Genomic DNA, 23,635 nt, shown 5'->3' with positions numbered 1-23,635 from the left:
GCGAACGGATACTCATGACCGCCGACGCGACATCCGCTCCCGTCGAGGGCGCCCGGACGGCCTCCGGTCCGGTGAAGGACGGACCGGCGGCCTCCCGCGGGCCGCGGGCCCGCACCACCACCGCGTATCCGCGGTATGTGGCGGGCAAGGTGGCCGGCGCGGCCGTGTCCCTCCTGGCCGTCCTCGTCACCAGTTTCTTCCTCTTCCGGCTGATCCCGGGCGACCCGGTGAAGTTCATGACCGGCGGCCGTCAGGTTTCGGCCGAGCAACTCTCCGTATATCGACGGGAGTTCGGGCTGGATCTGCCGTTGTGGCAGCAGTTCACGGACTACTGCGGCAAGGCTCTCACGGGTGATCTGGGAACGTCGTACCAGTTCAACGCGCCGGTGGTCGCCAAGGTCACCGAGGCGCTGCCGAACACGCTGCTGCTCACCGGTACGGCCTTCGTCCTCTACACGGTGCTCGGCATCGTGCTCGGCACCCGGTCGGCGTGGCGGCACGGGCGGCTCGGGGACCGGGTCAACACGGGTCTGGCGCTGACCCTGTACTCCATCCCGTCCTTCTGGCTCGGGCTGCTGCTGATCACCACGCTGTCGGTGGGCGTCGGGCCGGTCCCGGGGCTGTTCCCCACCGGCGGCATGGAGTCGGGCGGCGAGGAGGGCTTCGCCCAGGTCCTGGACGTGGCGCACCACTTGGTCCTGCCGGTGGTGACGCTGGTGGCGGTGGAGTACGGGCAGACGCTGCTGGTGACGCGGTCGGCGCTGCTGGACGAGATGGGCAGCGACTACCTGACCACCGCGCGCGCCAAAGGGCTCCGTGACGACCTGGTCCGGCGCCGGCACGCGGTGCCCAACGCGCTGCTGCCGACAGTGACGCTGATCTTCATCAACCTCGGACGGACGGTGGCCGGGGTGATCCTGGTGGAGACGGTCTTCTCCTGGCCGGGGCTCGGCGGGCTGTTCTACCAGGCGCTGAGCGTGCCCGATCTGCCGCTGGTGCAGGGACTGTTCCTCGTGTTCGCCGCGGCGGTGGTCATGATGAACACGCTGGCCGATCTGATCTATCCGCTGCTCGATCCCCGGGTGGGCCGATGACGACGGACGAGGACAGGACGACCGGGACAGCGGCGACCCCGCCGGCGACCGCACCGGCCGCCCCGGGCAGTGCGGGAGGTCCGCGCACGCTCGCGTGGCGGCGGCGCGGGGCCTCGGCGGCGCGGTTCTGGCGGCAGTACCGCGCCCACCGGTCCGGCGTCGTGGGCCTGGCCGTGCTCCTCCTGTTCGCGCTGGCGGCCCTCACCGCTCCGCTGCTGGCCGGCTCCGACGTGGACAGCGTGACGAACGCGCCGGGCAGCCCGCTGGAGCGCCCGAGCGCCGGATTCCCCTTCGGCACCGACCGGTTCGGGCGGGATCTGCTCGGTCTGGTGATCTGGGGTGCGCGGGTGTCGCTGCTCGTGGGGCTGCTCGCCGCCGTACTGTCGGTGGCGATCGGCACCCTGATCGGAGTGACGGCGGGACACTTCCGTGGCTGGTACGCGACGGTGGTGATGCGGGTCACCGACTGGTTTTTGGTGATGCCCACACTGGTCCTGGCGATCGCGCTGGCCACCGTGATGTCCCGTTCGCTCGTCACGATCGTGGTGGCGATCGGGGTCACGACCTGGCCGACGACGGCCCGGCTGGTGCGCGCGCAGACCCTGTCGGTGGAGACCCGGCCGTACATCGAACGCGCGCGGGCGCTGGGCGGCGGCCACTGGCATGTGATGTCGCGCCATGTGCTGCCCCATGTGATGCCGCTGGTGCTGGCGCAGACGACCCTGATCATCTCCGCGGCGATCCTGGCGGAGGCGACCCTGGCGTTCCTCGGGCTCGGTGATCCGACGGTGGTGTCGTGGGGCGGGCTGCTGCAGGACGCGCGGGAGGCGGGTGCGGTCAGTGCCGGGCACTGGTGGTACCTGGTGCCACCGGGCATCGCGATCGCCGTGGTGGCGCTGGCGTTCACGCTCTGCGGGCGTGCCGTGGAGTTCGTCCTCAACCCCAGGCTGGGGGTGTCCCGTTGAGTCTGCTCGACGTCAGGGACCTGACGGTGACGTATGCGGGCGGGGCCGCCGCGGTGCGCGGGGTGGACCTGAGCCTGGAGGCCGGGCAGAAGCTGGGCATCGCCGGGGAGTCGGGCTGCGGCAAGTCGACGCTCGCGCTGGCCCTGCTGCGACTGCTGCCGTCCGGGACGCGGACCGGCGGGGAGATCCTGCTGGACGGCGAGGACGTGCTCGCCATGAAGTGGGGCCGTCTGCGGGCGGTCCGCTGGGCCGGGGCCTCGATCGTGTTCCAGGGCGCGATGCACTCGCTCAACCCCGTGCACCGCATCGGCGACCAGATCGCCGAGCCGCTCCTGCTGCACCGGAGGGCAACCCCGGCGGGGGCCCGGAAGAAGGCCGTCGAGTTGCTGGAGCAGGTCGGTCTGCCGGCCGCTCGGGCGGCCGACCACCCGCACGAGCTGTCCGGCGGTCAGCGCCAGCGCGTCATGATCGCGATGGCGCTGGCCTGCGATCCGATGCTGATCGTCGCGGACGAGCCGACCACCGCGCTCGATGTGATGATCCAGGCGCAGATCCTGCGGCTCATCGAGCGGCTGGTGGCCGACCAGGACGTGGGCCTGATCATGATCAGTCACGATCTGGCGGTCCTCGCCGACACCTGTGACCGGCTCGCGGTGATGTACGCGGGCCGGGTGGTGGAGGAGGGCCCGGCCCAGCAGGTGTACGAGGCCGCCCGGCACCCGTACGCCCGCGCCCTGTCGGCGGCGTTCCCCCGCATCGGCGACCCGGCGTCGCGCTTCGCGCCGCGCGGCCTGGAGGGCGACCCGCCGGACCCGTCGGCGCTGCCGGCCGGGTGCACGTTCCATCCGCGCTGCCCGGTGGCCCTGGAGTCCTGTGCGGTGGAAGACCAGCCGCTGCGGGTGGCGGGGCCAAAGCGACGGGCGGCGTGCGTACGGGTCACGACGGACGCGACGGAGGAGCCACCGGTCCACGAACCGGGGCCGCGTGAGTCCCACCCTCGGGGTTCCGATGCGTGCTCCCTGAATGAAGTGAGGCGGACCACCCCATGACGGCCTCCCCCGCTGCTGCCCCCGGCCCTCCGGGCTCCCCCGGCTCCACCGGCTCCCCCGGCTCCTCGGACTCCACCGGCTCCTCGGATTCCACCGACGGTCCGGGCCCCTCCCCCTCCCCCGCGTTCGCCGGCGCCCCCCTGCTGAGCGCCCGAGCAGCGCGGGTCGCCTTCCCCGGACGGCGCGGTGCTGGGCCCGCCCGCGCGGTGGACGGTGTCGACCTCGGCATCCGGCCCGGTGAGATCGTCGCCCTGGTGGGCGAGTCGGGCTGCGGCAAGACGACCCTGGCCCGCGTCCTGCTGGGCCTGGTCGAGCCGACCGCGGGGCGCGTCTCCTTCGACGGGCGGCCGCTCGACTACTCCGGCCGCTCCCTCAAGGCGTACCGCAAGCGGGTCCAGCTGGTCCTCCAGGACCCGAGCGGCTCGCTCAACCCCCGGCACACGGTGTACGACGCGGTGGCCGAGGGGCTGCGCATCCACGGGTACGACGGTGACGAGCGTGCGGCGGTCGCGAAGGCCCTGTCCCGGACCGGGCTGCGGCCGCCGGAGCGCTTCTTCCTGCGCTATCCACACGAGCTGTCCGGCGGTCAGCGCCAGCGGGTGGTGATCGCGGGCGCGCTGGTCCTGGAGCCCGAACTCCTCGTCGCGGACGAGCCGGTGGCCTCCCTGGACGCCTCCGTACGCGGCGAGATCCTGGCCCTGCTGCTCCGGCTCCGTGCCGAGCTGGGCCTGGCCGCGCTGGTGGTCACGCACGATCTCGGGCTGGCCTGGAACATCGCCGACCGGGTCGCGGTGATGTATCTCGGCCGGATCGTGGAGATCGGGGCGGTGGAGCAGGTACTGACCGCGCCCCGGCACCCGTACACGCAGGCCCTGTTGTCGGTGCTCCCAAAAGCCCCGGGCGACCCGGTGGTCCTGACCGGTGAGCCACCGGATCCGACCCGTGTTCCAGAGGGCTGCCGGTTCCACACGCGCTGCCAGATCCTGCTCGGCGGGGAGGCGGACCGGGCGGGCGTCGCGGACGCGTGCCGGACCCGGGACCTGGAGATCCTCGACGGCGGAGGTGCGGGCGGGGACGGGGACGGAGGCAAGGACACGGTCGGTCAGGTGGCCTGCCACTGGGCCCACGCGCGCGAAGCCCGGGGTCCGTCCGGGCCCTCTGCCCCGCCGCTTCGCGCATAAGGGCCCGCGTACGTACCTACGGCCTCTCGGCCGCTGCCACCAGTTCCTTGCAGCGCCTGACGTCCGCGGCCATCTGCTCCATCAGCGCCTCGAGCGAGTCGAACTTCGCCTGCCCGCGGACGAAGGCGAGGAAGTCGACTGCGACGTGCAGGCCGTAGAGGTCCAGGTCGACGCGGTCGATGGCGTATGCCTCGACCGTGCGCTCGGTGCCGTCGAACTGGGGGTTGGTGCCGACGGAGATCGCGGCCGGCATGGCCTCGCCCTGGGCGTGCAGCCAGCCCGCGTAGACGCCGTCGGCGGGGATCGCGGTGTGCGGGAGCGTCTCGACGTTGGCCGTGGGGAAGCCCAGTTCGCGGCCGCGCCGGGCGCCGCTGACGACCACGCCCTCCACCCGGTGCGGGCGACCCAGGATCTCGGCGGCGCCCTCGATCTCACCCTCGGCGATCAGGCGGCGGGTGAGCGTGGAGGAGAACGGCTCGCCGCCGCCGGCCTCGCCGCTCACGTACAGATCGACGACCTCGACCTCGAAGTCGTAGATCTTGCCCTGTTCCACGAGGAAGTCCACGGTGCCCGCGGCCCGGTGGCCGAAGCGGAAGTTGGGGCCCTCGACGACCGCCTTGGCGTGCAGTTTGTCGACCAGGACCTTGCCCACGAACTCGGCCGGCGACAGCTTCGAGAACTCCGTGGTGAAGGGGAGGATCAGGACCGCGTCCACTCCCAGCTCGGTCATGAGCTCCGCGCGGCGGTGATGCGGGGCGATCAGCGGCGGGTGGCTGCCGGGGCGGACGACCTCGCTGGGGTGCGGGTCGAAGGTGACGACGACCGCGGGGACACCCAGTTCCCGGGCCCGGTCCACGGCGTGCCTGATGATCAGCTGGTGCCCGCGGTGGACTCCGTCATAGGAACCGATGGTGACGACGCTGCGCCCCCAGTCCGGGGGGATGTCCTCCAAGCCACGCCAGCGCTGCACTGCCTGCTCCTTGTCGAAACCTTGTCGGGCCGATTCCGTGGACTTCTCCTACGCAGGTCTAAGGGTGCCATGCCGACCGTCGTCGGCTCGCATCGGCATCGGCGCTCGGGCACTGTGACGCTGTGCACTCCCGGTCACGGCTCGAGCCTGTCCGACGGATCAAGTTCGGAGGTGGCCGGCATCATCCGCCCGGCTGGGGCGAGCGAGGGCTGGTGTGTTCAGCCGCACGGCGGAGGAGGGCGTCGACGCCAGGGGGTGTCCCCTGCTCATGGGGCCCCTGCTCATGGGGTCCCCCCGCTCGAGCGAAGTCGAGAGTGGGGGGAGCCGGGAGTGGGGAGAAGCCGAGAGCTCGGGGGAGCCGGCGAGTGACGACAACGCGGCTGGGGCACCCCCTGCTCGAAGAGCTGGGGGGAGGACGTGCCGGTCCTCCCGTCTTCGGCATGATCCGCCGGACAGGCCCTCATGCGGAGACGCCCACTCCCTCACGGGTCGCGATCATCCGCCGGGTGCCGGGTCCGACCACATCCGCCCACTCCTGGGGTGCGTCCGCCAGCCAGTGGGCCAGGGCGGCGGCGAAGCCCGGAACGTGCCGCCCCAGGTCGGCCAGGACGTGGTCGAAGCGGGCGGCGCCGTCGGGGGTGCGGACGAGGAGCAGCCCGGTGTGGTGGACGAGCTCGCGCGCGGGGTCGCCGGTGTGGCGGGGGTCGTGGGTGTGGCGGGGGTCGTGGGTGTGGCGGGGGTCGTGGGTGTGGCGGGGGTCGTGGGTGTGGCGGGGGTCGTGGGTGTGGCGGGCGGCGGCGCCCAGCACCGCGGCCAGTAGGTCGGGGTCGTGGTCGCGGGTGAGGAGCGGGTCCAGCAGTTCGCGGCGCAGGGGGCGCGAGGCGGGGGTGCCGGGCTCGGCGAGGGCACCGGCGAGGGCGGCCCGCAGCGGCTGCGGACCGGCGTCCAGCAGGCCGGTGAGCAGGGGCAGGAGTACGTCTCGGTCGGCCGGTTCCTGGTCCAGGCGCCGGTCCGCGTACGCGGCGAGCTGTCCCGCGAGGTCCGGCCGCCGCTCCACCGCCGCCCTCACCAGCGCGGCGACGCGCGGGGCCAGTCCGGCCGTGTCGGCGCAGGCATCCGCGTCGGTGGAAACGGGCGCATCGGCGGGAGTGTCCGGTGTCTCGCGCGCGTCCCTCCGGGCGAGCCTCGCGCGAAAGGCGTCGAGGACGGCCTCCGGGTGGGTGGCGAGGGCACCGGCCAGCGCGCTCGGTGGGACGTACGGATCGCCGAGCGCGAAGTGTTCCAGAGCCCGCGCGAGGTGGCGGTCCCTGCTGCTCGGGTCCTGGACGAGCAGGGCGAGCGCGCCGCCGTGCAGGGCGCGGTCGCCGGTCCGTACGAGCAGGGCGAGGGCCGCGTACCGCAGCAGGGTGCGGTCGGCCTCGTCGCGGGCGTGCGGTGCGGCCAGCAGCCCGTACGTCACCGCTGCCACGCGGCGGGCGGGGCGCTCGTCACGCGCCCAGCGGTCGACGGCCCGGCACACCGTCGAAGGGTCTTCCTCGGCCAGCACGCCGAGGAGCTGTTCGGCCCGCTGGTGCGGGCTGTCGGCGAGCGCCTCGGTCAGGGTGTCCGGGGCGCGGTGCCGGTGGGTGTGCAGCAGTGCCTGTGCCGCCGTCGCGACCGTCGCGTGCGGGGTGGCGGGCAGCGGCCGTTCGTCCTCGAACCACCGGACGAGGTGCGGGAGTACGGCGACGGGGTCGGCGCTGAACAGGCGGGAGGCGGCGTCCAGGAAACGGGGGCCGGCCTCGTACGGGGGGCCGTCGGCGTGGACGAGCCCGCGCAGCAGCTCGAAGCCGGTCTCCAGGGGCAGGGGGAGAGCGGTCCAGAAGGCCGGACCCAGCTCGCCGGGCACCGGCCGCCGCTGCTGCCGCCAGGCCACGATCCGGCCTGCCAGCAGCCGCAGCACCCCGGTGTAGGGCGTCGCGTCGGGCACGCGCGCGAGGGTCTCGGTGAGCAGCCGGGCGGCCCACCAGGAGCCGGTCCCGGCGTCGAGGGCATGCACCAGGTCCGCGAGCCGGGAGGCCAGCGGGTCTGTGCCGTGCTGCCGGGCGAGCAGCAGCATGGCCTGGACGACGGGCCCGGCGCGATGGTGCGGAACGGGGATGCCGTCGGTGGTGTCGGGGTCGCCATGGACCAGGGCGCGCAGGGCTCCGTCCAGGTCCAGGTGGGTGCCCTGGAGCCAGTCGGCGAGTTCCTCGTGGGCGAAGCGGTAGCCGGTCCCGGCGGGGACGAGGAGGCCCTCGGCGAGTACGGCGGAGGCCCAGCCGGTGCCGCCGCCGAGCCCGGCCGGTGCGGGCCCCCACGGGAACACCGCCTCGAACGCCGCCCGGTCCAGCTCGCCCTGACCGGGGCCCAGGCTGCGGCGGGCTGCTTCGTGCACCTGCCCGGCGACCCGCGCGGCCAGCCGGCGTACGGCGGTGCCGCGCAGCCCGTTCTCGGCGGCGAGGCGTACGGCCACGCGCAGGCACATCAGGTCCAGGTGGGCGGAGAGGACATCGTGCCGGTCCGCGCGGGCGTCCGGCGCGTCCGGGGCGTCGGCGAGGGCGGCCCTGATCTCCGCGAGCAGCCGGAGCGTCAGCGGGTGCCGGGTGTCGGCCGGGGAGCCCTCCGGGATGCCGTAGCGGGCCCGTGCCTCGATGGCCTCGTCGGCGGTCAGGTCGTCGAGACGCACGCACGCGGGAAGGTCCCCGGCCGGGGGGCCGCCCGGGGACTCACCCTGAGACCCGCCCTGGTGCTGGTGCAGCAGCTCTGCCGGGAGGAGCGCACCCGCGCTCTCCCAGTACTCCGCGCGGCACCCCACGACCAGGCGCGCCCCGGTCCGCCGCAGCCATCGTGCCGTCCCGTCGGTCCACTGGGCGAGGCGTCCGGTCAGGGCGGGCGGCATCTCCTCGGGGCCGTCGAGGAGGAGCAGCAGCGGGCGGCCGACGCCACGGGCCAGGCCGGCGAGGCGGGCCGGGCCGGTGTCGCCGAGGCCTTCGGGTCCGGCCGGGACCAGGGTGCGGGAGGCCGCGACGATGCGGGCGGCCCGGTCGAGCGCCCGCTGGGCCGCGTCGGCGACGGAGAGGTCGTCCTCCCGCAGATCGGCGCCGCGCAGCCACAGCGTGGGGCCGCCGGCGCGGTGGCGGCGGGCGGCGAGCGCCGCCAGCTCCGTCGTACGGCCGCTGCCGGGCGGTCCGACGAGGCCGAGGACCGCGGCCGGGCCGTGCTCGAACGCGGTGAACTCCGCGGTGGTGGCGGCCCGCTCCACCGGAACGACGTCTCCGGGGGCGAGGGCGCCCGACGGGCCGTCCTGCCCGACCGAGGTGGCGGTGAGTTCCAGCACACCGGCGAGGTTGAGGTCGGTGCCGTACGCCGGGACCGTCGCCGCGTTCTCGGCGAGGAGTGCGGTGAGGGCGGCCGGGGCGGGGCGGAGCGGCACGGCGAAGCCGCCGTCGCGGCCGCCGGAGCGGAGCGCGGTGCCGAGGACACCGAGGACGGCGCCGGTGGCGGCGTCGAGCACCGGGCCGCCGGCCGCTCCGCCGCCGGTGCGCAGCGCGTCACGGCCGGTGGTGCCGATGGCGAGCTCCAGCGCGTCGTCGAGGGTGTGACAGCGCTCGGTGGCGGTGTACGTCACGGTGGCCGCGCCGAGTACGCGTGCCTCGCGCCAGCACCCGGCGGCGATCCGCACGTAGGTGCCGTTGTCGGGGCGGTCCCGCGCGGTGACGGGTAGCGGCTCGACGCCGAGCCCTTCGGCGTGTACGAGGGCGAGGCCGAGCTCGGGCAGCGGGGTGACGGCGTCGGCGCCCACGACGCGGTGGCGGTCGCCGGGGGCGTGCAGGACGAGGCCGGGGAGGCCGTCGACGGCCTCGTGGCCGGTGATCAGCGTGCCGCGGTGGTCGGCGGGGAAGGCGAGGCCGCGCGGGCGGCCGTCGAGGTCCTGGACGCGGACGAGGACATCGGCGGGCGACGGCTCCCGCCGCGCCGGAGGGGCCTCCCCCGGACTCCGGCCGGCCGGGTCGTGAAGCGTGTCCCGCTCATGACGGGACGGGTCGCGCGACGTCATCGTCGAACCTTCATGCTGTGCCTTCGTGCTGTGCCTTCGTGCTGTGCCTTCGATTGCCTCGACTCGACAGTAGGGCCGGGTGATCAGCGACACAGCGCCCTCGGCAAACGCGCCCCCTTCCACTCCCCCGTTCACTCCGAGCGCCTGCACTTACGGGTGAAAGGACAGCCACAAGTGGATACACCCTGGAGGTGGGAGAACCGAGGGGGACCGTGGAGTGGCGGCATGCAATCCCCGTGACGCCGCTCCACGGGCGGACCCTGCGGCGCCGGGCGGCTGGTGGGGACGATGGGCCCGCACGGGCCGGTCGAGCGGTCAAACCGACCGCTTCCCCGTCGAACACCGAGGGACCGGTCGAGCCCGCCGAGGGGTCGGACCGGTGGAACCATGGGACGGTCGAGCCGCAGGGTTGGCCGGCCGGACAAGCCGGTCGGCCGATGAGACCGGCGAGACCGGCGAGACCGGCGAGACCGATACTGCCGATCGCACGGCCGATCGCACGGCCGATCGCACGGCCGATCGCACGGCCGAACCGACCACTCCGATGAACCCGCTCAGCCGGTCACGTCGGCAAGGCCCGGCGATAACACCGGTCACACCGGTGAGCGTGCCAGGCCCGCCGCGCGGCGGGCCGATCAGGTCGTCTTCTGGCCGTGCCGGTCCCCATCGGGCTCACTGGACGGTTCACCGGGTCATACCGTCGAGCGGTGGGCCGGCCGGGAGGTGGGCCGGTGAGGTCCACCGGGCAGTCGGACCGGCCACACCCGCGAGCCTGCCGGCCCGTCGGCCCGCCCGACCGTCAGCCGAAGACCGCAAGGCTCTTGGCCTTGCCCCGGTGTTCCTCGACGAGGGCGAGGAAGGTGCCCTCGGGGTCGAAGACGGCCACCGGGCCGGTGCCCGCGTACTCCTCGGGCATCTCCAGGCGCACGCCGTTGGTGAGCAGCCGGGCGCGCCGGGCGTCGACGTCCCAGCGGGGGAAGGCCGCCGCGGCGGCCTCCGCGATCGGCAGCACGGTCAGTTCCTGCTGGAGCTGGTCGAGGGTGCGGGCCGCGTCCAGCTTGTACGGACCGACGCGGGTCCTGCGCAGCACCGTGAGGTGACCGCCGACGCCCAGGTCGGCGCCCAGGTCGCGGGCGAGGGCGCGGATGTACGTACCGGAGGAGCAGACGACGGAGACGACCAGGTCGAGCACCGGGGTGCCGTCCTCGGCGACGGCCGGGCGGACGTCGTACACGGTGAACGAGGAGACGGTGACCGGCCGGGCCGGGATGTCGAACTCCTCGCCCTCACGGGCCCGCTTGTAGGAGCGCACTCCGTCGATCTTGATAGCGCTGACCTTGGACGGCACCTGCATGATGGCACCGGTCAGCTTGGCCACCCCGGCGTCGACGGCCTCGCGGGTGACCCCGGAGGCGTCCGTGGACGAGGTGATCCCGCCCTCGGCGTCGTCCGTGAGAGTGTCCTGCCCGAGCCGGATGGTGCCCAGGTACTCCTTCTCGGTCAGCGCGAGGTGACCGAGGAGTTTGGTGGCCCGTTCGATGCCGAGGACGAGGACGCCCGTCGCCATCGGGTCGAGGGTGCCGGCGTGGCCGACGCGGCGGGTCCGGGCGATGCCGCGCATCTTGGCGACCACGTCGTGCGAAGTGAAGCCCGACGGCTTGTCGACGATGACAAGGCCGTCGGGCGTGGTGTGCTTCTGGGTCATTCGGCGGTGTCGTCCGTCTCGTCGTCCTCGGGCTTGCGGTACGGGTCGGCCCCACCCGCGTACGCGGCGCCCGCGGACGCCTCGCGCACCTTGGCGTCGGACTGGCGCGCCTTGTCGAGGAGGTCCTCGATGTTGCGCGCGGTGTCCGGGAGCGCGTCCATGACGAACGCCAGGGTCGGCGTGAACTTCACGCCCGCCGCCCGGCCCACCTCGGAGCGCAGGATGCCCTTGGCGCTCTCCAGGCCCGCCGCGGCGGCCTTCCGCTCCTCGTCGTCCCCGTACACCGTGTAGAAGACGGTCGCCTCCCGCAGGTCACCCGTGACCCGGGTGTCCGTGATGGTGACGTGCGTGCCGAGCCGCGGGTCCTTGATCCCGCGCTGCAGCTTCTGGGCCACCACCTCTCGGATGAGGTCCGCCAGCCTTTTCGCCCGCGCGTTGTCGGCCACTGGTCCGTCTCCCGTTCTTTCCTGTCCGAGTTGTCAAAGCCCCGAGTTCCCGGAGCCCGGATTCGTCAGTCGTCCTCGCCGTGGAAGCGCCGCCTGACGGACAGCAGCTCCACCTCGGGGCGCCCGGCGACCAGCCGCTCGCACCGGTCCAGCACGTCGGTCAGGTGCGCCGCGTCGCCGGACACCACCGCCAGGCCGACGACGGCCCTGCGATGAAGATCCATGTGATCCACCTCGGCCGCGCTCACCGCGTACTTCCGCTGGAGCTCGGCGACGATCGGGCGGACGACGGAGCGCTTCTCCTTCAGCGACCTGACGTCGCCGAGGAGGAGGTCGAAGGACAGCGTCCCCACATACATGCACAACCGGTTCACCCGCCGGTACGGGATCGGCGCCCCCGCCGTCCGTGGTGGGCAGGGACATCAGAACCGTACATCGAAGGAGCGGGCCGATCGACGGGTATTACGCTCCGTGGACCGGGCCGGGGAGCATACCCGGCCCGGTCCCCCGGTTCCGTGCCCCGCCGGCCGGCCCTGTGCCCGTCCCCGGACACACGAGCCGGCCGGCGGGACCGCGGTCCCGCCGGCCGGCTCGCACCGTGGGGTGTTACGCCCGCGGCTTCTCGCGCATCTCGTAGGTCGCGATGACGTCGTCGACCTTGATGTCGTTGAAGTTTCCGAGGTTGATACCGCCCTCGTAGCCTTCGCGGATCTCGGTGACGTCGTCCTTGAAGCGACGCAGACCGTCGATGTTGAGGTTCTCCGCGATGACCTTGCCGTCGCGGAGGAGGCGCGCCTTGGTGTTGCGCTTGACCTCGCCGGAGCGGATGAGAACACCCGCGATGTTGCCCAGCTTGGACGAGCGGAAGACCTCGCGGATCTCCGCCGTGCCGAGTTCGACCTCTTCGTACTCCGGCTTGAGCATGCCCTTGAGGGCCGCCTCGATCTCCTCGATCGCCTGGTAGATGACCGAGTAGTACCGGACGTCCACGCCTTCGCGCTCGGCCATCTGCTGTGCCCGCCCGGCGGCGCGCACGTTGAAGCCGATCACGATGGCGTCCGAGCCCATCGCCAGGTCGATGTCGGACTCCGTGACCGCACCGACGCCGCGGTGCAGGACGCGGATGTCGACCTCTTCGCCGACGTCCAGCTGGAGCAGCGAGGACTCGAGGGCCTCGACCGATCCGGACGCGTCACCCTTGATGATCAGGTTCAGCTGCTGGATCTCGCCGGCCTTGAGCACCTTGTCCAGGTCCTCCAGCGACACGCGGCGCGTGCGCTTGGCGAACGCGGCGTTGCGCTCACGGGCGGCACGCTTCTCGGCGATCTGACGGGCCGTACGGTCCTCGTCGACGACGATGAAGTTGTCGCCCGCACCCGGGACGTTGGTCAGGCCCAGGACCTGGACCGGCGTCGACGGGCCGGCCTCGGCGACGTTGTTGCCGTTGTCGTCGAGCATGGCGCGCACGCGGCCGTAGGCATCGCCCACCACCATCGTGTCGCCGACCCGCAGGGTGCCTCGCTGGACGAGGACGGTCGCCACGGCACCGCGGCCGCGGTCGAGCCGGGACTCGATCGAGATGCCCTGCGCGTCCTGCGTCGGGTTGGCCCGCAGGTCGAGCGAGGCGTCGGCGGTGAGGACGACGGCCTCCAGGAGGCTGTCGATGTGCAGACCCTGCTTGGCGGAGATGTCGACGAACATGGTGTCGCCGCCGTACTCCTCGGCCACGAGGCCGTACTCGGTCAGCTGACCGCGCACCTTGGTCGGGTCGGCGCCCTCGACGTCGATCTTGTTGACCGCGACGACGATCGGGACGTCGGCCGCCTTGGCGTGGTTGAGCGCCTCGACCGTCTGCGGCATGACGCCGTCGTTGGCCGCGACGACCAGGATCGCGATGTCGGTCGACCGCGCACCACGGGCACGCATGGCGGTGAACGCCTCGTGACCCGGGGTGTCGATGAAGGTGATCCTGCGCTCTTCGTCGTTGACCTCGGTCGCGACCTGGTAGGCACCGATGTGCTGGGTGATGCCGCCGGCTTCGCCCGAGGCGACGTTCGTCTTGCGGATGGCGTCGAGCAAGCGGGTCTTGCCGTGGTCGACGTGACCCATGACGGTGACCACCGGCGGACGGACGACCAGGTCCTCGTCGGAGCCCTCGTCCTCGCCGAACTCCAGGTCGAAGGACTCGAGCAGCTCGCGGTCCTCCTCCTCCGGGCTGACGATCTGAACCGTGTAGTTCATCTCGCCGGCGAGCATCTGGAGCGTCTCGTCGGAGACGGACTGGGTCGCGGTGACCATCTCGCCGAGGTTCATCATGACCGCGACGAGCGACGCCGGGTTGGCGTTGATCTTCTCCGCGAAGTCGGTGAGCGACGCACCGCGCGACAGGCGAATGCTCTCGCCGTTGCCGCGAGGCAGCATCACGCCGCCGACCGACGGGGCCTGCATGGCCTCGTACTCCTGGCGCCTCTGCCGCTTCGACTTGCGGCCACGACGGGCCGGACCGCCGGGACGACCGAAGGCGCCCTGCGTGCCACCACGACCACCGGGACCGCCGGGACGGCCACCGAAGCCGGGACGGCCACCGCCGCCGGCGAAACCGCCGCCACCACCGGGACGACCGGCGAAACCGCCGCCGCCACCGGGACGAGCGGCACCGCCGCCACCGGGACGACCGGCGAAACCGCCGCCGCCACCGGGACGACCGGCACCGCCGCCGGGACGACCGGCACCGGCCGGACCACGACCACCGCCGGGACCGCCACCTGGACGGGGACCGGCAGCCGGACGCTGCGGCATCATGCCGGGGTTGGGACGCGGACCGCCGGGGCCGCCACCGGGACGGGGGCCGCCCTGCGGACGCGGCATCGAGCCCGGGGAGGGACGCTGCCCGCCCGGAGCCTGCGGACGCGGACCGCCACCGCCCTGGCCACCGGGGGCCTGAGGACGGGGACCGGCGCCGGGGGCGCCGGGACCGCCGGGACGCGCGCCCTGCGGGCGAGGTGCCTGCGGGCGGGCCATACCGGTGGAGCCACCGGAGGTGAAGGGGTTGTTACCCGGACGCGGACCGGCCGGGCGTCCACCCGGACGCTGACCGCCGCCACCGGGGCGCTGACCCTGACCGGCCGGACGGCCGCCCTGGCCGCCCTGAGCACCCTGGCCGCCCTGAGCACCCTGGCCGGCGGGACGACCGCCGGGCTTGGGGGCACCGGGACGCGCGTTGGGCTTCGGACCCGACGGAGCCGCCGGGGACGGAGCCGGAGCAGCGGCCGGCGGGGCCTGGAACTCCGGGGCCGCCGGTGCCGGACGCGGCGCGGGGCGCGGCCCCGGCGTCGGACGCGGACCGGAGGTCGTCGGAGCGGGCACCGACGGGGCCGCGGGCTGCTGCGCCGCGGCGGGCTTGGGTGCGGCCGGCGGCCGCGGTGCTGCGGGACGTGCCTGCGCCGGGGACGGCGCGGGCCTGGGCGCGGCCTTCCTGGGCGCGCCGGGCTTGGCACCGGACTTGCCGTTGCCCCCGCCCTGCTGGAATGCGTCGGTCAGCTTGCGTACTACGGGCGCTTCGATCGTGGAAGACGCCGAACGGACGAATTCACCGAGCTCTTGGAGCTTGGCCATGACGACCTTGCTCTCGACACCGAACTCCTTGGCGAGTTCGTAGACCCGGACCTTAGCCACTTCGCTCCTTTGAGGTCCGGGTTGCGTCCGGACCGTCGCTAGTTCATGGGCGTACTCATCGCGTACTCATCGAGTGCTCATCGCAATCTCGACCTGCTTTCGACTCGCGAGGTACCAGACCGCACAGGGGGCTCCGCGCGGCATGTCTTCTTACGGATTGCTGTCGCAACCCTGTGCCTGCTCGACGTAGTGGCGCAACGCCTTTACGTCGAGCGGTCCCGGGACGCGGAGCGCCCGCGGAAACGCCCTTCGGCGCACCGCCTGGTCAAAACAGACCGGGGCGGGATGCATATACGCGCCCCGACCGGGCAGCGTACCGCGTGGATCGGGGACGCACGCATCCTCGATCACCACGATCCGCAGCAGCTCGTTCTTGACCGCTCGTTCCCGGCAGCCCACGCAGGTGCGCTCGGGGCGCGCGCGGGTAGGTGTCCGGCCAGACACTACTAAGTCTACCTCCCCGGACCGACCTCACCCCTTTGGGGCAAACATCGAACACGTGCCGCACGCGAGACTGTCGTGATCTCAGCGAGCGACGGCCTGGATCTATTCCCCGGGCTGCTCCGTGTCCGGCCGGATGTCGATCCGCCAGCCGGTCAGACGGGCGGCCAGGCGGGCGTTCTGCCCCTCCTTGCCGATCGCCAGGGACAGCTGGTAGTCCGGCACGGTCACCCGGGCGGACCGGGCCGCCAGGTCCACGACCTCCACCTTGGTGACGCGGGCCGGAGAAAGCGCGTTGGCCACCATCTCGGCCGGGTCGTCCGCCCAGTCGACGATGTCGATCTTCTCGCCGTTCAGCTCGCCCATCACGTTGCGTACGCGGCCGCCCATGGGGCCGATGCAGGCGCCCTTGGCGTTCAGCCCGGACCGGGTGGAGCGGACGGCGATCTTCGTACGGTGACCGGCCTCACGGGCGATGGCGGAGATCTCCACCGAACCGTCGGCGATCTCCGGCACCTCCAGGGCGAAGAGTTTCTTCACCAGATTGGGATGTGTGCGCGACAGGGTGACGGACGGGCCGCGCACGCCCTTCGCCACCCGGACGACGTAGCTGCGCAGCCGCAGCCCGTGCGGGTAGGTCTCGCCGGGCACCTGCTCCTGCACCGGCAGGATGGCCTCCAGCTTGCCGATGTCGACCAGGACGTTCTTCGGGTCGCGGCCCTGCTGGACCACGCCGGTGACGATGTCGCCCTCACGGCCGGCGTACTCGCCGAGCGTCGCGTCGTCCTCGGCGTCGCGCAGGCGCTGCAGGATGACCTGCTTGGCCGTGCTGGCGGCGATGCGGCCGAAGTCGGACGGGGTGTCGTCGAACTCACGGGCCTCCTGGCCCTCGTCGAGGTCCTCGGGGTCCTCCTTCGCCCACACCGTCACATGCCCGGTCTCCCGGTCGAGCTTCACGCGCGCGTGGCGGCGGCTTCCCTCGGTGCGGTGGTAGGCGATGAGGAGGGCCGACTCGATGGCCTCGACCAGCAGGTCGAAGGAGATCTCCTTCTCCCGTACCAAACCCCGCAGGGCGCTCATGTCGATGTCCACGGCTACGCCTCCTCTTCCGTCTCGTCGTTGGTGTCGTTCGTGTCGTTCGTGTCGTTCGCGTCCTGCGCGGCGGACCTGTCGTCCCGGCGGTTGAACTCGACCTGGACGCGCGCCCTGTCGATCTCGTCGAAGGCGAGCCGGCGCGCGGTGGGCTTGCGGCCCTTGACCCCGGGCACCTCGAGGTCGAGGCCGTCGTCGTCGGTCCGCAGGATCCGGGCGACCAGTTCGTCGCCCTCCGTCAGCCGGAAGCTCACCAGGCGGCCCGTGGCGCGCACGTAGTGACGGTGCTCGGTGAGGAGGCGCTCGGCGCCCGGGGTTCCGACCTCGAGGGTGTACTCGCCGCTGCCCATCGCGTCGCTCTCGTCGAGTTTCGCCGAGAGCGCGCGGCTCACATCGGCGATCCGGTCCAGATCCGCGCCGGTGTCCGAGTCGACAACAACGCGCAGCACCCGCTTGCGGCCGACCGCGTCCACGGCGATCTCCTCGAGATCGAGGCCCTGCGAGCTGACGAGCGGTTCCAGAAGGTCTCGAAGCCTCTCGCTCTGGGTGCTGCTCATCCGGGTGACTCCTCGGCCGCGTGTGCTGTTGTGGGATGGGGCGCGTGTCTGGTCAAAGGGTATCCGGTCGCGGGGGGTGATGCCGTCCACCCGGTCGCGGAGGGTGCCGCTGAGCGCCGTCGGGGAAATGCACAGGTACCGTGATCACGGGCCCGGGCCCTGTCGTCGAACTCCCGGCGGACGGGAGTTCGACGAGAGAGCCCGGGGCCCTTCTTCCGTCGCCACGTTCCGTACGAGCCCCCGAGGACGTCTGCCGTGCCGTTCCCCCATGCTCCGCGCGCCCGTACGGGGCCGCGCAGAAGGAGCCTGCTCGCCGTCGTCCCGACGGCCCTGCTCGCGGCGGGCTGTTCCGCCGGATCCGGGGATGCCGGTCCCGTCGTCGACAGCCGTCCCCCGGCCTCCGAACGGGCACGCGCGCGGGCGGCGCGCGACAGCAGGGAGCTGGCCGAGCGGTACGACGCCGTGATCGCGGCGCACGCCGGGCTCGCACAGCGGCTGGGCCCGCTGCGCGAGGACGCCGTGCGGCACGCGAAGGCCTTCGAGAGTTTCGGGACCGCGGCGGGTTCGGCGTCGGCGCCGCCGGAGTCGCCGGCGCCCACCGGGGCGGGGCCGTCCGCCTCGTCACCGGTGCCGGTGCCCACGAAGGAGAAGGACGCCCTCTCCGGGCTCGCCGCCGCCGAGCGGGAGATCGCCGACCGGCGTCTGGAGGAACTGCTCGCCGCGCCGGCCGAGCTGGCCAGGTTGCTGGCGTCGGTGGCGGCGGCCGGCGCGGCGCATGTGTTTCTGCTGACGGAGGACTGACGGGTGAGCGAGGCGAAGGACCGGGAGCTGCGGGCGCTCCAGGCGGCCCTGGCGGCGGAGCACGCGGCGGTGTACGGGTACGGGGTCGTCGGCGGGCGGATCGCCGACGACCGGCGCGCGGACGCGCGCTCGGCTTACGACGCGCACCGCGCGCGCCGGGACGCGCTGGTACGCGAGGTGAAGGACACGGGCGCCGATCCCGTGGCCGCGGCCGCGGGGTACGCGCTGCCGTTCCAGGTACCGGACCCGGCCGCGGCCGTGCGGCTCGCGGCGGAGCTGGAGAACCGGGTGGCCGGGGTGTACTCGGACCTGGTGCGCGTGAGCGGGGGCGAGCGGCGCCGCGCGGCGGCCGAGGCCTTGAGGGAGGCCGCGGTGCGGGCGGTGCGCTGGAGCGGGGAGAGCGTAGCCTTCCCTGGGCTCGCCGAGCGGGCCGAGCCGTCCTCGAAGGATCCGTCGATGCCGGCGGTGTGACGGGACCGCACGCGAGGGCGTGCCAAAGCGGCGTGAGGGGACGGCGGCAGGTGCCGCGCACAGCACGAAGGGTACGAAGGGAACGACTCGCGCATGGTCTTCGAACCGCCGCAGCGTCTGGTGAGGGCGCTGGGTGAGACGGCTCCCGACGGCGGTGCGGACTGGCTGGAGAAGCTGCCCGAGGCGGCGCGCGAGGCCGTCGCGCTGCGCGGGCTGACCGTGGAACGGGTACAGGTGCCCGGGGGGCGCAGCAGCCTGGTGGTGCTGGTGCGGACGGCCGACGACACACCCGCCGTGCTGAAGCTGGCCCCGGCGCGGGCCCGGCCGGAGAGCGAGCGGGCCGCGCTGGCCCACTGGAACGGGCTGGGCACGGTCCGGTTGCTGGAGCCCTCCTCCTCGGACGGGGCACTGCTGCTGGAGCGGCTGCATCCGGATGTCTCGGTGCGGTCGTTGCCGGAGGCGAAGGCCCTGCTGGAGGCTGCCGGGACGCTGCGGCGGCTGTGGGTCGAGCCGCCCGCCGGGGACACCGCTCACGTCTTCGAGACGGTGGCCGAGCGGACCGGCCGGCAGGCCGAGGCGATGCGGGCGGGTGCCGCGGGCGCCCCTGAGCTGGCACCGCTGGTGTCGGCGGCGCTGGCGGCGCGCGAGGAGCTGTTGGCCGGGCCGCCCGAGCACCGGCTGCTGCACGGCACGTTCCGGCAGAGCAAGGTGCTCTCCGCCGGGCGGATGCCGTGGTTGGCGGTGGGCCCCGACCCGGTGGTCGGGGAGTGTGCCTTCGACCTGGCCCGGCTGGTCCGCGACCGGGTGGAGGACCTGATCGCCCAGCCGTCCGGCGCGACGACGTCCCGCCGCCGGATGAAGCGCCTGGCGGAGTCCCTGGAGATCGACCAGGAGCGTCTGCGCGGCTGGACGCTGTTCCGCGCGGTGGAGTCCGGCGTGCGCGCCCGCCGCGTCGGCCGCGTCCGGGACGCGGAGCTTCTCCTGGAGTTCGCCGGCTGGCTCTGACACCGTGCGGGACGCCGGGAGCCCGCGCGGAGCCGTCCTCCGCGCGGGCTCCGGCCTCGCCGTGGTGAGGGCGTGAGCGGGGTGATCTCCTCGTCCACCGTGTCCTCCCGTCCGCCGGTGACTCGGTCACGCGGTGAGCCGCGGCGTACGGTCCGGCTCTCGGCGGTGATCACGACGTGGGCTGCTGCCGTGGTTCGCGGACCGGCTCCGGTCTCCCGCGGCGAACGCCGGGAATTCTGTACCGGGCCATGGGACATCGGCCGAAGTCACCGACAACCCGAGCGGGGACGGCTCCGCGCGGGCCCCGGTGGCGATGTGGTCAGGCCGTGGAGCGAGCCGGGGCCTCGGCCACGGTGCGTTCCACGCGTTCGCCGGTACGGCGGCCGCACTGTGGATTTTGGCCTACGGGCCCGCACCGCCGACAGCCGGAGCAGCAGGAAGCACGCACCGGGCCACAGGGCATCGGCCAAGATCACCGGAGCCCGCGCGGAGGACGGCTCCGCGCGGGCTCCCGGTGGCGATGTGGTCAGGCCGTGAGGCGAGTGACCGCTTCGGCCACGGTGAGCTCCTCGCGTTCGCCGGTACGGCGGTCCTTCAGCTCGACGATGCCCTCCGCGGAGCGGCGGCCGGCGACCAGGATCTGCGGGACGCCGATCAGTTCGGAGTCGGTGAACTTCACGCCCGGGGAGACGCCCGCGCGGTCGTCGACCAGGACGCGGACACCGGCGGCGGCGAGCTGGGCGGAGACGTCGAGGGCGAGCTCGGTCTGCAGGGCCTTGCCCGCGGCGACCACGTGGACGTCGGCCGGGGCGACCTCCTTGGACCAGCACAGACCCTTGTCGTCGGCGGTCTGCTCGGCGAGGGCCGCCACCGCGCGGGAGACGCCGATGCCGTAGGAGCCCATGGTGACGCGGACGGGCTTGCCGTGCTGTCCGAGGACGTCGAGCTTGAGGGCGTCGGCGTACTTGCGGCCCAGCTGGAAGATATGGCCGATCTCGATGGCGCGGTCGAGCCGGAGGCCGGTGCCGCACTTGGGGCAGGGGTCGCCCTCGTTGACCACCACGACGTCCACGTACGCGTCGACCTCGAAGTCGCGGCCTGCGACCACGTTCTTGGCGTGGGTGTCGGCCTTGTTGGCCCCGGTGATCCAGGCCGTGCCCGGTGCCACGCGCGGGTCGGCGATGTAGCGGACCTTCTCCAGGCCCTGCGGGCCGACGTAGCCGCGCACCAGGTCGGGGCGGCCGACGAAGTCCTCGGCGGTGACCAGTTCGACGGCGGCCGGGGCGAAGTGCGCCTCGACCTTGTCCAGGTCGACCTCCCGGTCGCCGGGAACGCCCACGGCGACGATCTCTCCGCCGACCTTGACCAGCAGGTTCTTCAGCGTGGCCGAGGCGGGGACGCCGAGCGAGGCGGCGAGGGTCTCGATGGTGGGGGTGTCGGGTGTCGGGATGTCCTCGGCGGCCGGGACGGCGGAGCCGTCGACGGGCTTCGGCTCGTAGGAGACCGCCTCGGTGTTCGCGGCGAAGTCGCAGTTCGGGCAGTCCGCGAAGGTGTCCTCACCGGCCTCGGCGGGGGCGAGGAACTCCTCGGACCTGGAGCCGCCCATCGCGCCGGCGGTGGCGGCGCAGATGCGGTAGTCGAGGCCGAGGCGCTCGAAGATCCGCTGGTATGCCTGGCGGTGCAGACCGTAGGACCGGGTCAGGCCCTCGTCGTCGAGGTCGAAGGAGTACGAGTCCTTCATCAGGAACTCGCGGCCGCGCAGGATACCCGCGCGGGGGCGGGCCTCGTCGCGGTACTTGCTCTGGATCTGGTAGAGGATCACCGGCAGGTCCTTGTAGGAGGATGCCTGGTCCTTCACCAGGAGGGTGAAGATCTCCTCGTGGGTGGGGCCGAGGAGGTAGTCGCCGCCCTTGCGGTCCTGGAGGCGGAACAGCTCGGGGCCGTACTCCTCCCAGCGGCCGGTCGCCTCGTAGGGCTCACGCGGCAGGATGGCGGGGAGCAGTACCTCCTGGGCACCGATGGCGTCCATCTCCTCGCGCACGACGCGTTCGACGTTGGCGAGGACCTTCTTGCCGAGGGGCAGCCAGCTCCAGATGCCGGCGGCGGTGCGGCGCACGTAGCCGGCGCGGACGAGCAGCTTGTGGCTGAGGACCTCGGCGTCCGCCGGGTCGTCGCGCAGCGTTTTCGCCATCAACTGGGACATGCGCTGGACCGGTGCGTTCGCCATGGTTCTCGTACTCCTGCTGCGTCTGGGTGGTGCCTGGAGGTTAGCGGGGTGGGACGGGGCGGTGGAAATCGATAACGGCCCCCTGGCTCCACCGGCCCTTCCGGCCCTACGCGCGACGGAGCGGCAAGGAGGCGCCCATCACGGCGTACGGCTTGGGGGCGCTGGGGAAGTGGACGCGGCGGGCGAGGTCCTCGTAGCCGAGGGAGCGGTACAGGCCGCGGGCGGGGCTCTCGATGTCGATGGCGGAGAGGATCGAGCGGGGTTCGTCCGCGCCGTCGGTGATCGTGGTGATCAGGGAGCGACCGATGCCGTGCTTCTGGTAGCGCGGGTGGACGTGCAGTTCGGTGATGACGAAGGAGCCGTCGAGCCAGTCGTCGTGACCCCGGGCACGCAGATGGGGCTCGACGACCGTGGACCACCAGTGGGCGCGGTCGTTGGGCATGCCGTAGACGAAGCCGACGAGACGGCCGAAGACGGTGGCACCGAGGGCTCTGGCTCCCGGCAGGGTCATGTGGCGCAGCACGATCTGCCGGCGTACGGCCACCTCGTCGGGGCCGAGGCCGAACGCCTTCGCCTGGACCGCCAGCGCCTCGTCGACGTGGGCGGCGAGGTCGAGAGGGCCGATCACGATGTCGTCGGGGCCGGGGTGCCCGTGACCGGGAAAGCGCAGCATGTCGGGGAGACTACAGGGCGTCGGCGCGGGGCGGGACGGCTCCGCGGACCGCCCATCGGCACCGAGCGGGCGGGGGCGGGGCCGCCGGTTCCGGGGCCGGGGAGCGGGCGGGTTCAGAACAGGATGCTCATGAACTCGCCGACCTCCTGGAACCCCACCCGCTGGTAGGTCCGGCGTGCGGGGGTGTTGAAGTCGTTGACGTAGAGGCTGGCCACGGGGGCGACGTCCGCGAGTGCGTAGCGGAGCACGGCCGCCATGCCGGGGGCGGCGAGGCCGCTGCCCCGGTACTCCGGGGCCACCCACACGCCCTGGATCTGGCAGGTGCGCTCGGTGGCGGCGCCGATCTCGGCCTTGAAGACGACCTTGCCGTCCATGTCGAAGCGGGCGAAGGCGCGTCCGGCACCGACGAGCTCGGCGACGCGGGCCTGGTAGAGCAGGCCGCCGTCCCCGGCCAGCGGGGAGATCCCGACCTCCTCGGTGAACATCGCCACACAGGCCGGCATGAGCTTTTCCATCTCGTCCTTGCGGACGCGGCGGACGTAGGGGTCCGGGGCGATGCCGTCGGGCAGGCGGTCGGTGACCATCAGGGGCTGGTGGGCGCGGACCTCGCGGGCGGGGCCCCACTGGGGTTCGAGCAGCCGCCACAGCGCGGCGGTGGGGGTGGAGGGGCCGACGACGGAGGAGCAGCGGCGGCCGGCCCGGCGGGCACGGTCGGCGAAGGCGCGGACCGCCCGGGGGGTGGCGCAGACGGGGACCAGGTTGGCGCCCGCGTAGCACAGGGACGTGAGCATGCCGCCCTCGTACCAGCCCCACATCTCGCCGCCCAGCCGCCACGGATCCAGGCCCGCGACCTGCACGCGGGATGTCACGAAGGCGTTCGCCACCGGCTCGCGGTCGAGGATGGCGAGGGCGGCGTCCAGGTCACTCGGTTCGAGGACCCGGGAGGTGGTCTGCGTCAACACGTGCGGGGGCCTCACACACTTGGGTCTGCTGGTTTCCGCACTGTACCCGTCGAATTTGTGTGCTGCCGCTTCACGGGAGAGAAACGGTCCCGCCCGGAAACTTTCCGGGCAGGACGGGCCGAACGACCGGCCCCGGCGGGCAGGCCGGCCTGACGGGCTTCGTCAGCCTGCGACCGAGATCTGGGGTTCGCCGGAGGTCACGCCGTCGGCCTCCATCCGCTCGGCGATCTTCATGGCTTCCTC

General features: G+C 73.1%; 19 protein-coding genes. 7 read left to right on the top strand and 12 right to left on the bottom strand.

Annotated features, from left to right (window positions below; genetic code table 11):
• Window positions 1-14: 14 nt before the first annotated feature.
• The 4 genes from ACFP2V_RS13440 to ACFP2V_RS13425 are packed head-to-tail and all read left to right on the top strand — an operon-like array spanning window position 15 to window position 4,289.
• Entirely contained in the window at window positions 15-1,094 is a 1,080-nt protein-coding gene (locus tag ACFP2V_RS13440; protein WP_381210551.1) for an ABC transporter permease, read from the top strand.
• Window positions 1,091-2,059, top strand: coding sequence for an ABC transporter permease (locus tag ACFP2V_RS13435; protein WP_381210548.1), 969 nt, complete (start codon window positions 1,091-1,093; stop codon window positions 2,057-2,059). The genes ACFP2V_RS13440 and ACFP2V_RS13435 overlap by 4 nt, the downstream gene beginning before the upstream one ends.
• Window positions 2,056-3,108, top strand: coding sequence for an ABC transporter ATP-binding protein (locus tag ACFP2V_RS13430; protein ID WP_381210545.1), 1,053 nt, complete (start codon window positions 2,056-2,058; stop codon window positions 3,106-3,108). The genes ACFP2V_RS13435 and ACFP2V_RS13430 overlap by 4 nt, the downstream gene beginning before the upstream one ends.
• A complete protein-coding gene (locus tag ACFP2V_RS13425; RefSeq protein ID WP_381210542.1) occupies window positions 3,105-4,289 on the top strand; it encodes an oligopeptide/dipeptide ABC transporter ATP-binding protein in 1,185 nt (394 codons plus the stop codon). Before ACFP2V_RS13430 ends, ACFP2V_RS13425 begins: the two co-directional genes overlap by 4 nt.
• Window positions 4,290-4,305: 16 nt before the next feature.
• Here ACFP2V_RS13425 and ACFP2V_RS13420 read toward each other — a convergent pair whose 3' ends face one another.
• From ACFP2V_RS13420 to rimP, 9 genes are all read right to left on the bottom strand, one after another.
• Window positions 4,306-5,259 (bottom strand): bifunctional riboflavin kinase/FAD synthetase, encoded by a 954-nt coding sequence (locus ACFP2V_RS13420; RefSeq protein ID WP_381210539.1) that lies wholly within the window; start codon window positions 5,257-5,259, stop codon window positions 4,306-4,308.
• Between the two features lie 460 nt (window positions 5,260-5,719).
• Entirely contained in the window at window positions 5,720-9,337 is a 3,618-nt protein-coding gene (locus tag ACFP2V_RS13415; RefSeq protein WP_381210536.1) for a serine protease, read from the bottom strand.
• A gap of 799 nt (window positions 9,338-10,136) precedes the next feature.
• Window positions 10,137-11,042 carry a tRNA pseudouridine(55) synthase TruB gene (gene truB, locus ACFP2V_RS13410; protein WP_381210533.1) on the bottom strand — a complete coding sequence of 302 codons (906 nt, stop codon included), beginning with the start codon at window positions 11,040-11,042 and terminating at the stop codon, window positions 10,137-10,139.
• A complete protein-coding gene (gene rbfA, locus ACFP2V_RS13405; RefSeq protein WP_381210531.1) occupies window positions 11,039-11,488 on the bottom strand; it encodes a 30S ribosome-binding factor RbfA in 450 nt (149 codons plus the stop codon). Before rbfA ends, truB begins: the two co-directional genes overlap by 4 nt.
• Before the next feature lie 65 nt (window positions 11,489-11,553).
• Entirely contained in the window at window positions 11,554-11,847 is a 294-nt protein-coding gene (locus ACFP2V_RS13400) for a DUF503 domain-containing protein (protein WP_042168337.1), read from the bottom strand.
• 247 nt (window positions 11,848-12,094) lie between these two features.
• Complete coding sequence (gene infB, locus ACFP2V_RS13395; RefSeq protein ID WP_381210527.1) at window positions 12,095-15,163, bottom strand: translation initiation factor IF-2; 3,069 nt, start codon at window positions 15,161-15,163, stop codon at window positions 12,095-12,097.
• 150 nt (window positions 15,164-15,313) lie between these two features.
• Window positions 15,314-15,607, bottom strand: coding sequence for a YlxR family protein (locus ACFP2V_RS13390; RefSeq protein ID WP_381210525.1), 294 nt, complete (start codon window positions 15,605-15,607; stop codon window positions 15,314-15,316).
• Between the two features lie 102 nt (window positions 15,608-15,709).
• Window positions 15,710-16,696 carry a transcription termination factor NusA gene (gene nusA / locus ACFP2V_RS13385; RefSeq protein WP_381210522.1) on the bottom strand — a complete coding sequence of 329 codons (987 nt, stop codon included), beginning with the start codon at window positions 16,694-16,696 and terminating at the stop codon, window positions 15,710-15,712.
• Between the two features lie 2 nt (window positions 16,697-16,698).
• A complete protein-coding gene (gene rimP / locus ACFP2V_RS13380) occupies window positions 16,699-17,253 on the bottom strand; it encodes a ribosome maturation factor RimP (protein WP_381210519.1) in 555 nt (184 codons plus the stop codon).
• Between the two features lie 255 nt (window positions 17,254-17,508).
• Between rimP and ACFP2V_RS13375 the strand changes: the two genes are divergently transcribed.
• From ACFP2V_RS13375 to ACFP2V_RS13365, 3 genes are all read left to right on the top strand, one after another.
• Window positions 17,509-18,054: a hypothetical protein gene (locus ACFP2V_RS13375; protein WP_381210516.1), complete on the top strand. Its 546-nt coding sequence runs from the start codon at window positions 17,509-17,511 to the stop codon at window positions 18,052-18,054.
• A gap of 3 nt (window positions 18,055-18,057) precedes the next feature.
• Entirely contained in the window at window positions 18,058-18,525 is a 468-nt protein-coding gene (locus ACFP2V_RS13370; RefSeq protein WP_381210513.1) for a ferritin-like domain-containing protein, read from the top strand.
• Between the two features lie 93 nt (window positions 18,526-18,618).
• On the top strand, window positions 18,619-19,530 hold the full coding sequence (locus ACFP2V_RS13365; protein ID WP_381210510.1) for an aminoglycoside phosphotransferase family protein: 912 nt from the start codon (window positions 18,619-18,621) through the stop codon (window positions 19,528-19,530).
• 526 nt (window positions 19,531-20,056) lie between these two features.
• Here ACFP2V_RS13365 and ACFP2V_RS13360 read toward each other — a convergent pair.
• From ACFP2V_RS13360 to ACFP2V_RS13350, 3 genes are all read right to left on the bottom strand, one after another.
• Window positions 20,057-21,757 (bottom strand): proline--tRNA ligase, encoded by a 1,701-nt coding sequence (locus ACFP2V_RS13360; protein ID WP_381210507.1) that lies wholly within the window; start codon window positions 21,755-21,757, stop codon window positions 20,057-20,059.
• Between the two features lie 106 nt (window positions 21,758-21,863).
• Window positions 21,864-22,430 carry a GNAT family N-acetyltransferase gene (locus tag ACFP2V_RS13355; RefSeq protein ID WP_381210504.1) on the bottom strand — a complete coding sequence of 189 codons (567 nt, stop codon included), beginning with the start codon at window positions 22,428-22,430 and terminating at the stop codon, window positions 21,864-21,866.
• 113 nt (window positions 22,431-22,543) lie between these two features.
• On the bottom strand, window positions 22,544-23,392 hold the full coding sequence (locus tag ACFP2V_RS13350) for a GNAT family N-acetyltransferase (RefSeq protein WP_381210501.1): 849 nt from the start codon (window positions 23,390-23,392) through the stop codon (window positions 22,544-22,546).
• Window positions 23,393-23,635 lie beyond the last annotated feature (243 nt).

This window comes from Streptomyces incanus (assembly GCF_042656345.1).
Classification (GTDB): Bacteria; Actinomycetota; Actinomycetes; order Streptomycetales; family Streptomycetaceae; genus Streptomyces; species Streptomyces incanus.
This window is presented reverse-complemented; position numbering and strand designations above follow the sequence as displayed.

Bases quoted from the DNA above. Each gene is read 5' to 3' on its own strand.
- ACFP2V_RS13360 (WP_381210507.1), bottom strand. From the start codon at position 21,757: ATGGCGAACGCACCGGTCCAGCGCATGTCCCAGTTGATGGCGAAAACG.
- truB (WP_381210533.1), bottom strand. From the start codon at position 11,042: ATGACCCAGAAGCACACCACGCCCGACGGCCTTGTCATCGTCGACAAG.
- ACFP2V_RS13415 (WP_381210536.1), bottom strand. From the start codon at position 9,337: ATGACGTCGCGCGACCCGTCCCGTCATGAGCGGGACACGCTTCACGAC.
- ACFP2V_RS13440 (WP_381210551.1), top strand. From the start codon at position 15: ATGACCGCCGACGCGACATCCGCTCCCGTCGAGGGCGCCCGGACGGCC.
- ACFP2V_RS13425 (WP_381210542.1), top strand. From the start codon at position 3,105: ATGACGGCCTCCCCCGCTGCTGCCCCCGGCCCTCCGGGCTCCCCCGGC.
- ACFP2V_RS13365 (WP_381210510.1), top strand. From the start codon at position 18,619: ATGGTCTTCGAACCGCCGCAGCGTCTGGTGAGGGCGCTGGGTGAGACG.
- rimP (WP_381210519.1), bottom strand. From the start codon at position 17,253: ATGAGCAGCACCCAGAGCGAGAGGCTTCGAGACCTTCTGGAACCGCTC.
- ACFP2V_RS13400 (WP_042168337.1), bottom strand. From the start codon at position 11,847: ATGTATGTGGGGACGCTGTCCTTCGACCTCCTCCTCGGCGACGTCAGG.
- ACFP2V_RS13355 (WP_381210504.1), bottom strand. From the start codon at position 22,430: ATGCTGCGCTTTCCCGGTCACGGGCACCCCGGCCCCGACGACATCGTG.
- ACFP2V_RS13435 (WP_381210548.1), top strand. From the start codon at position 1,091: ATGACGACGGACGAGGACAGGACGACCGGGACAGCGGCGACCCCGCCG.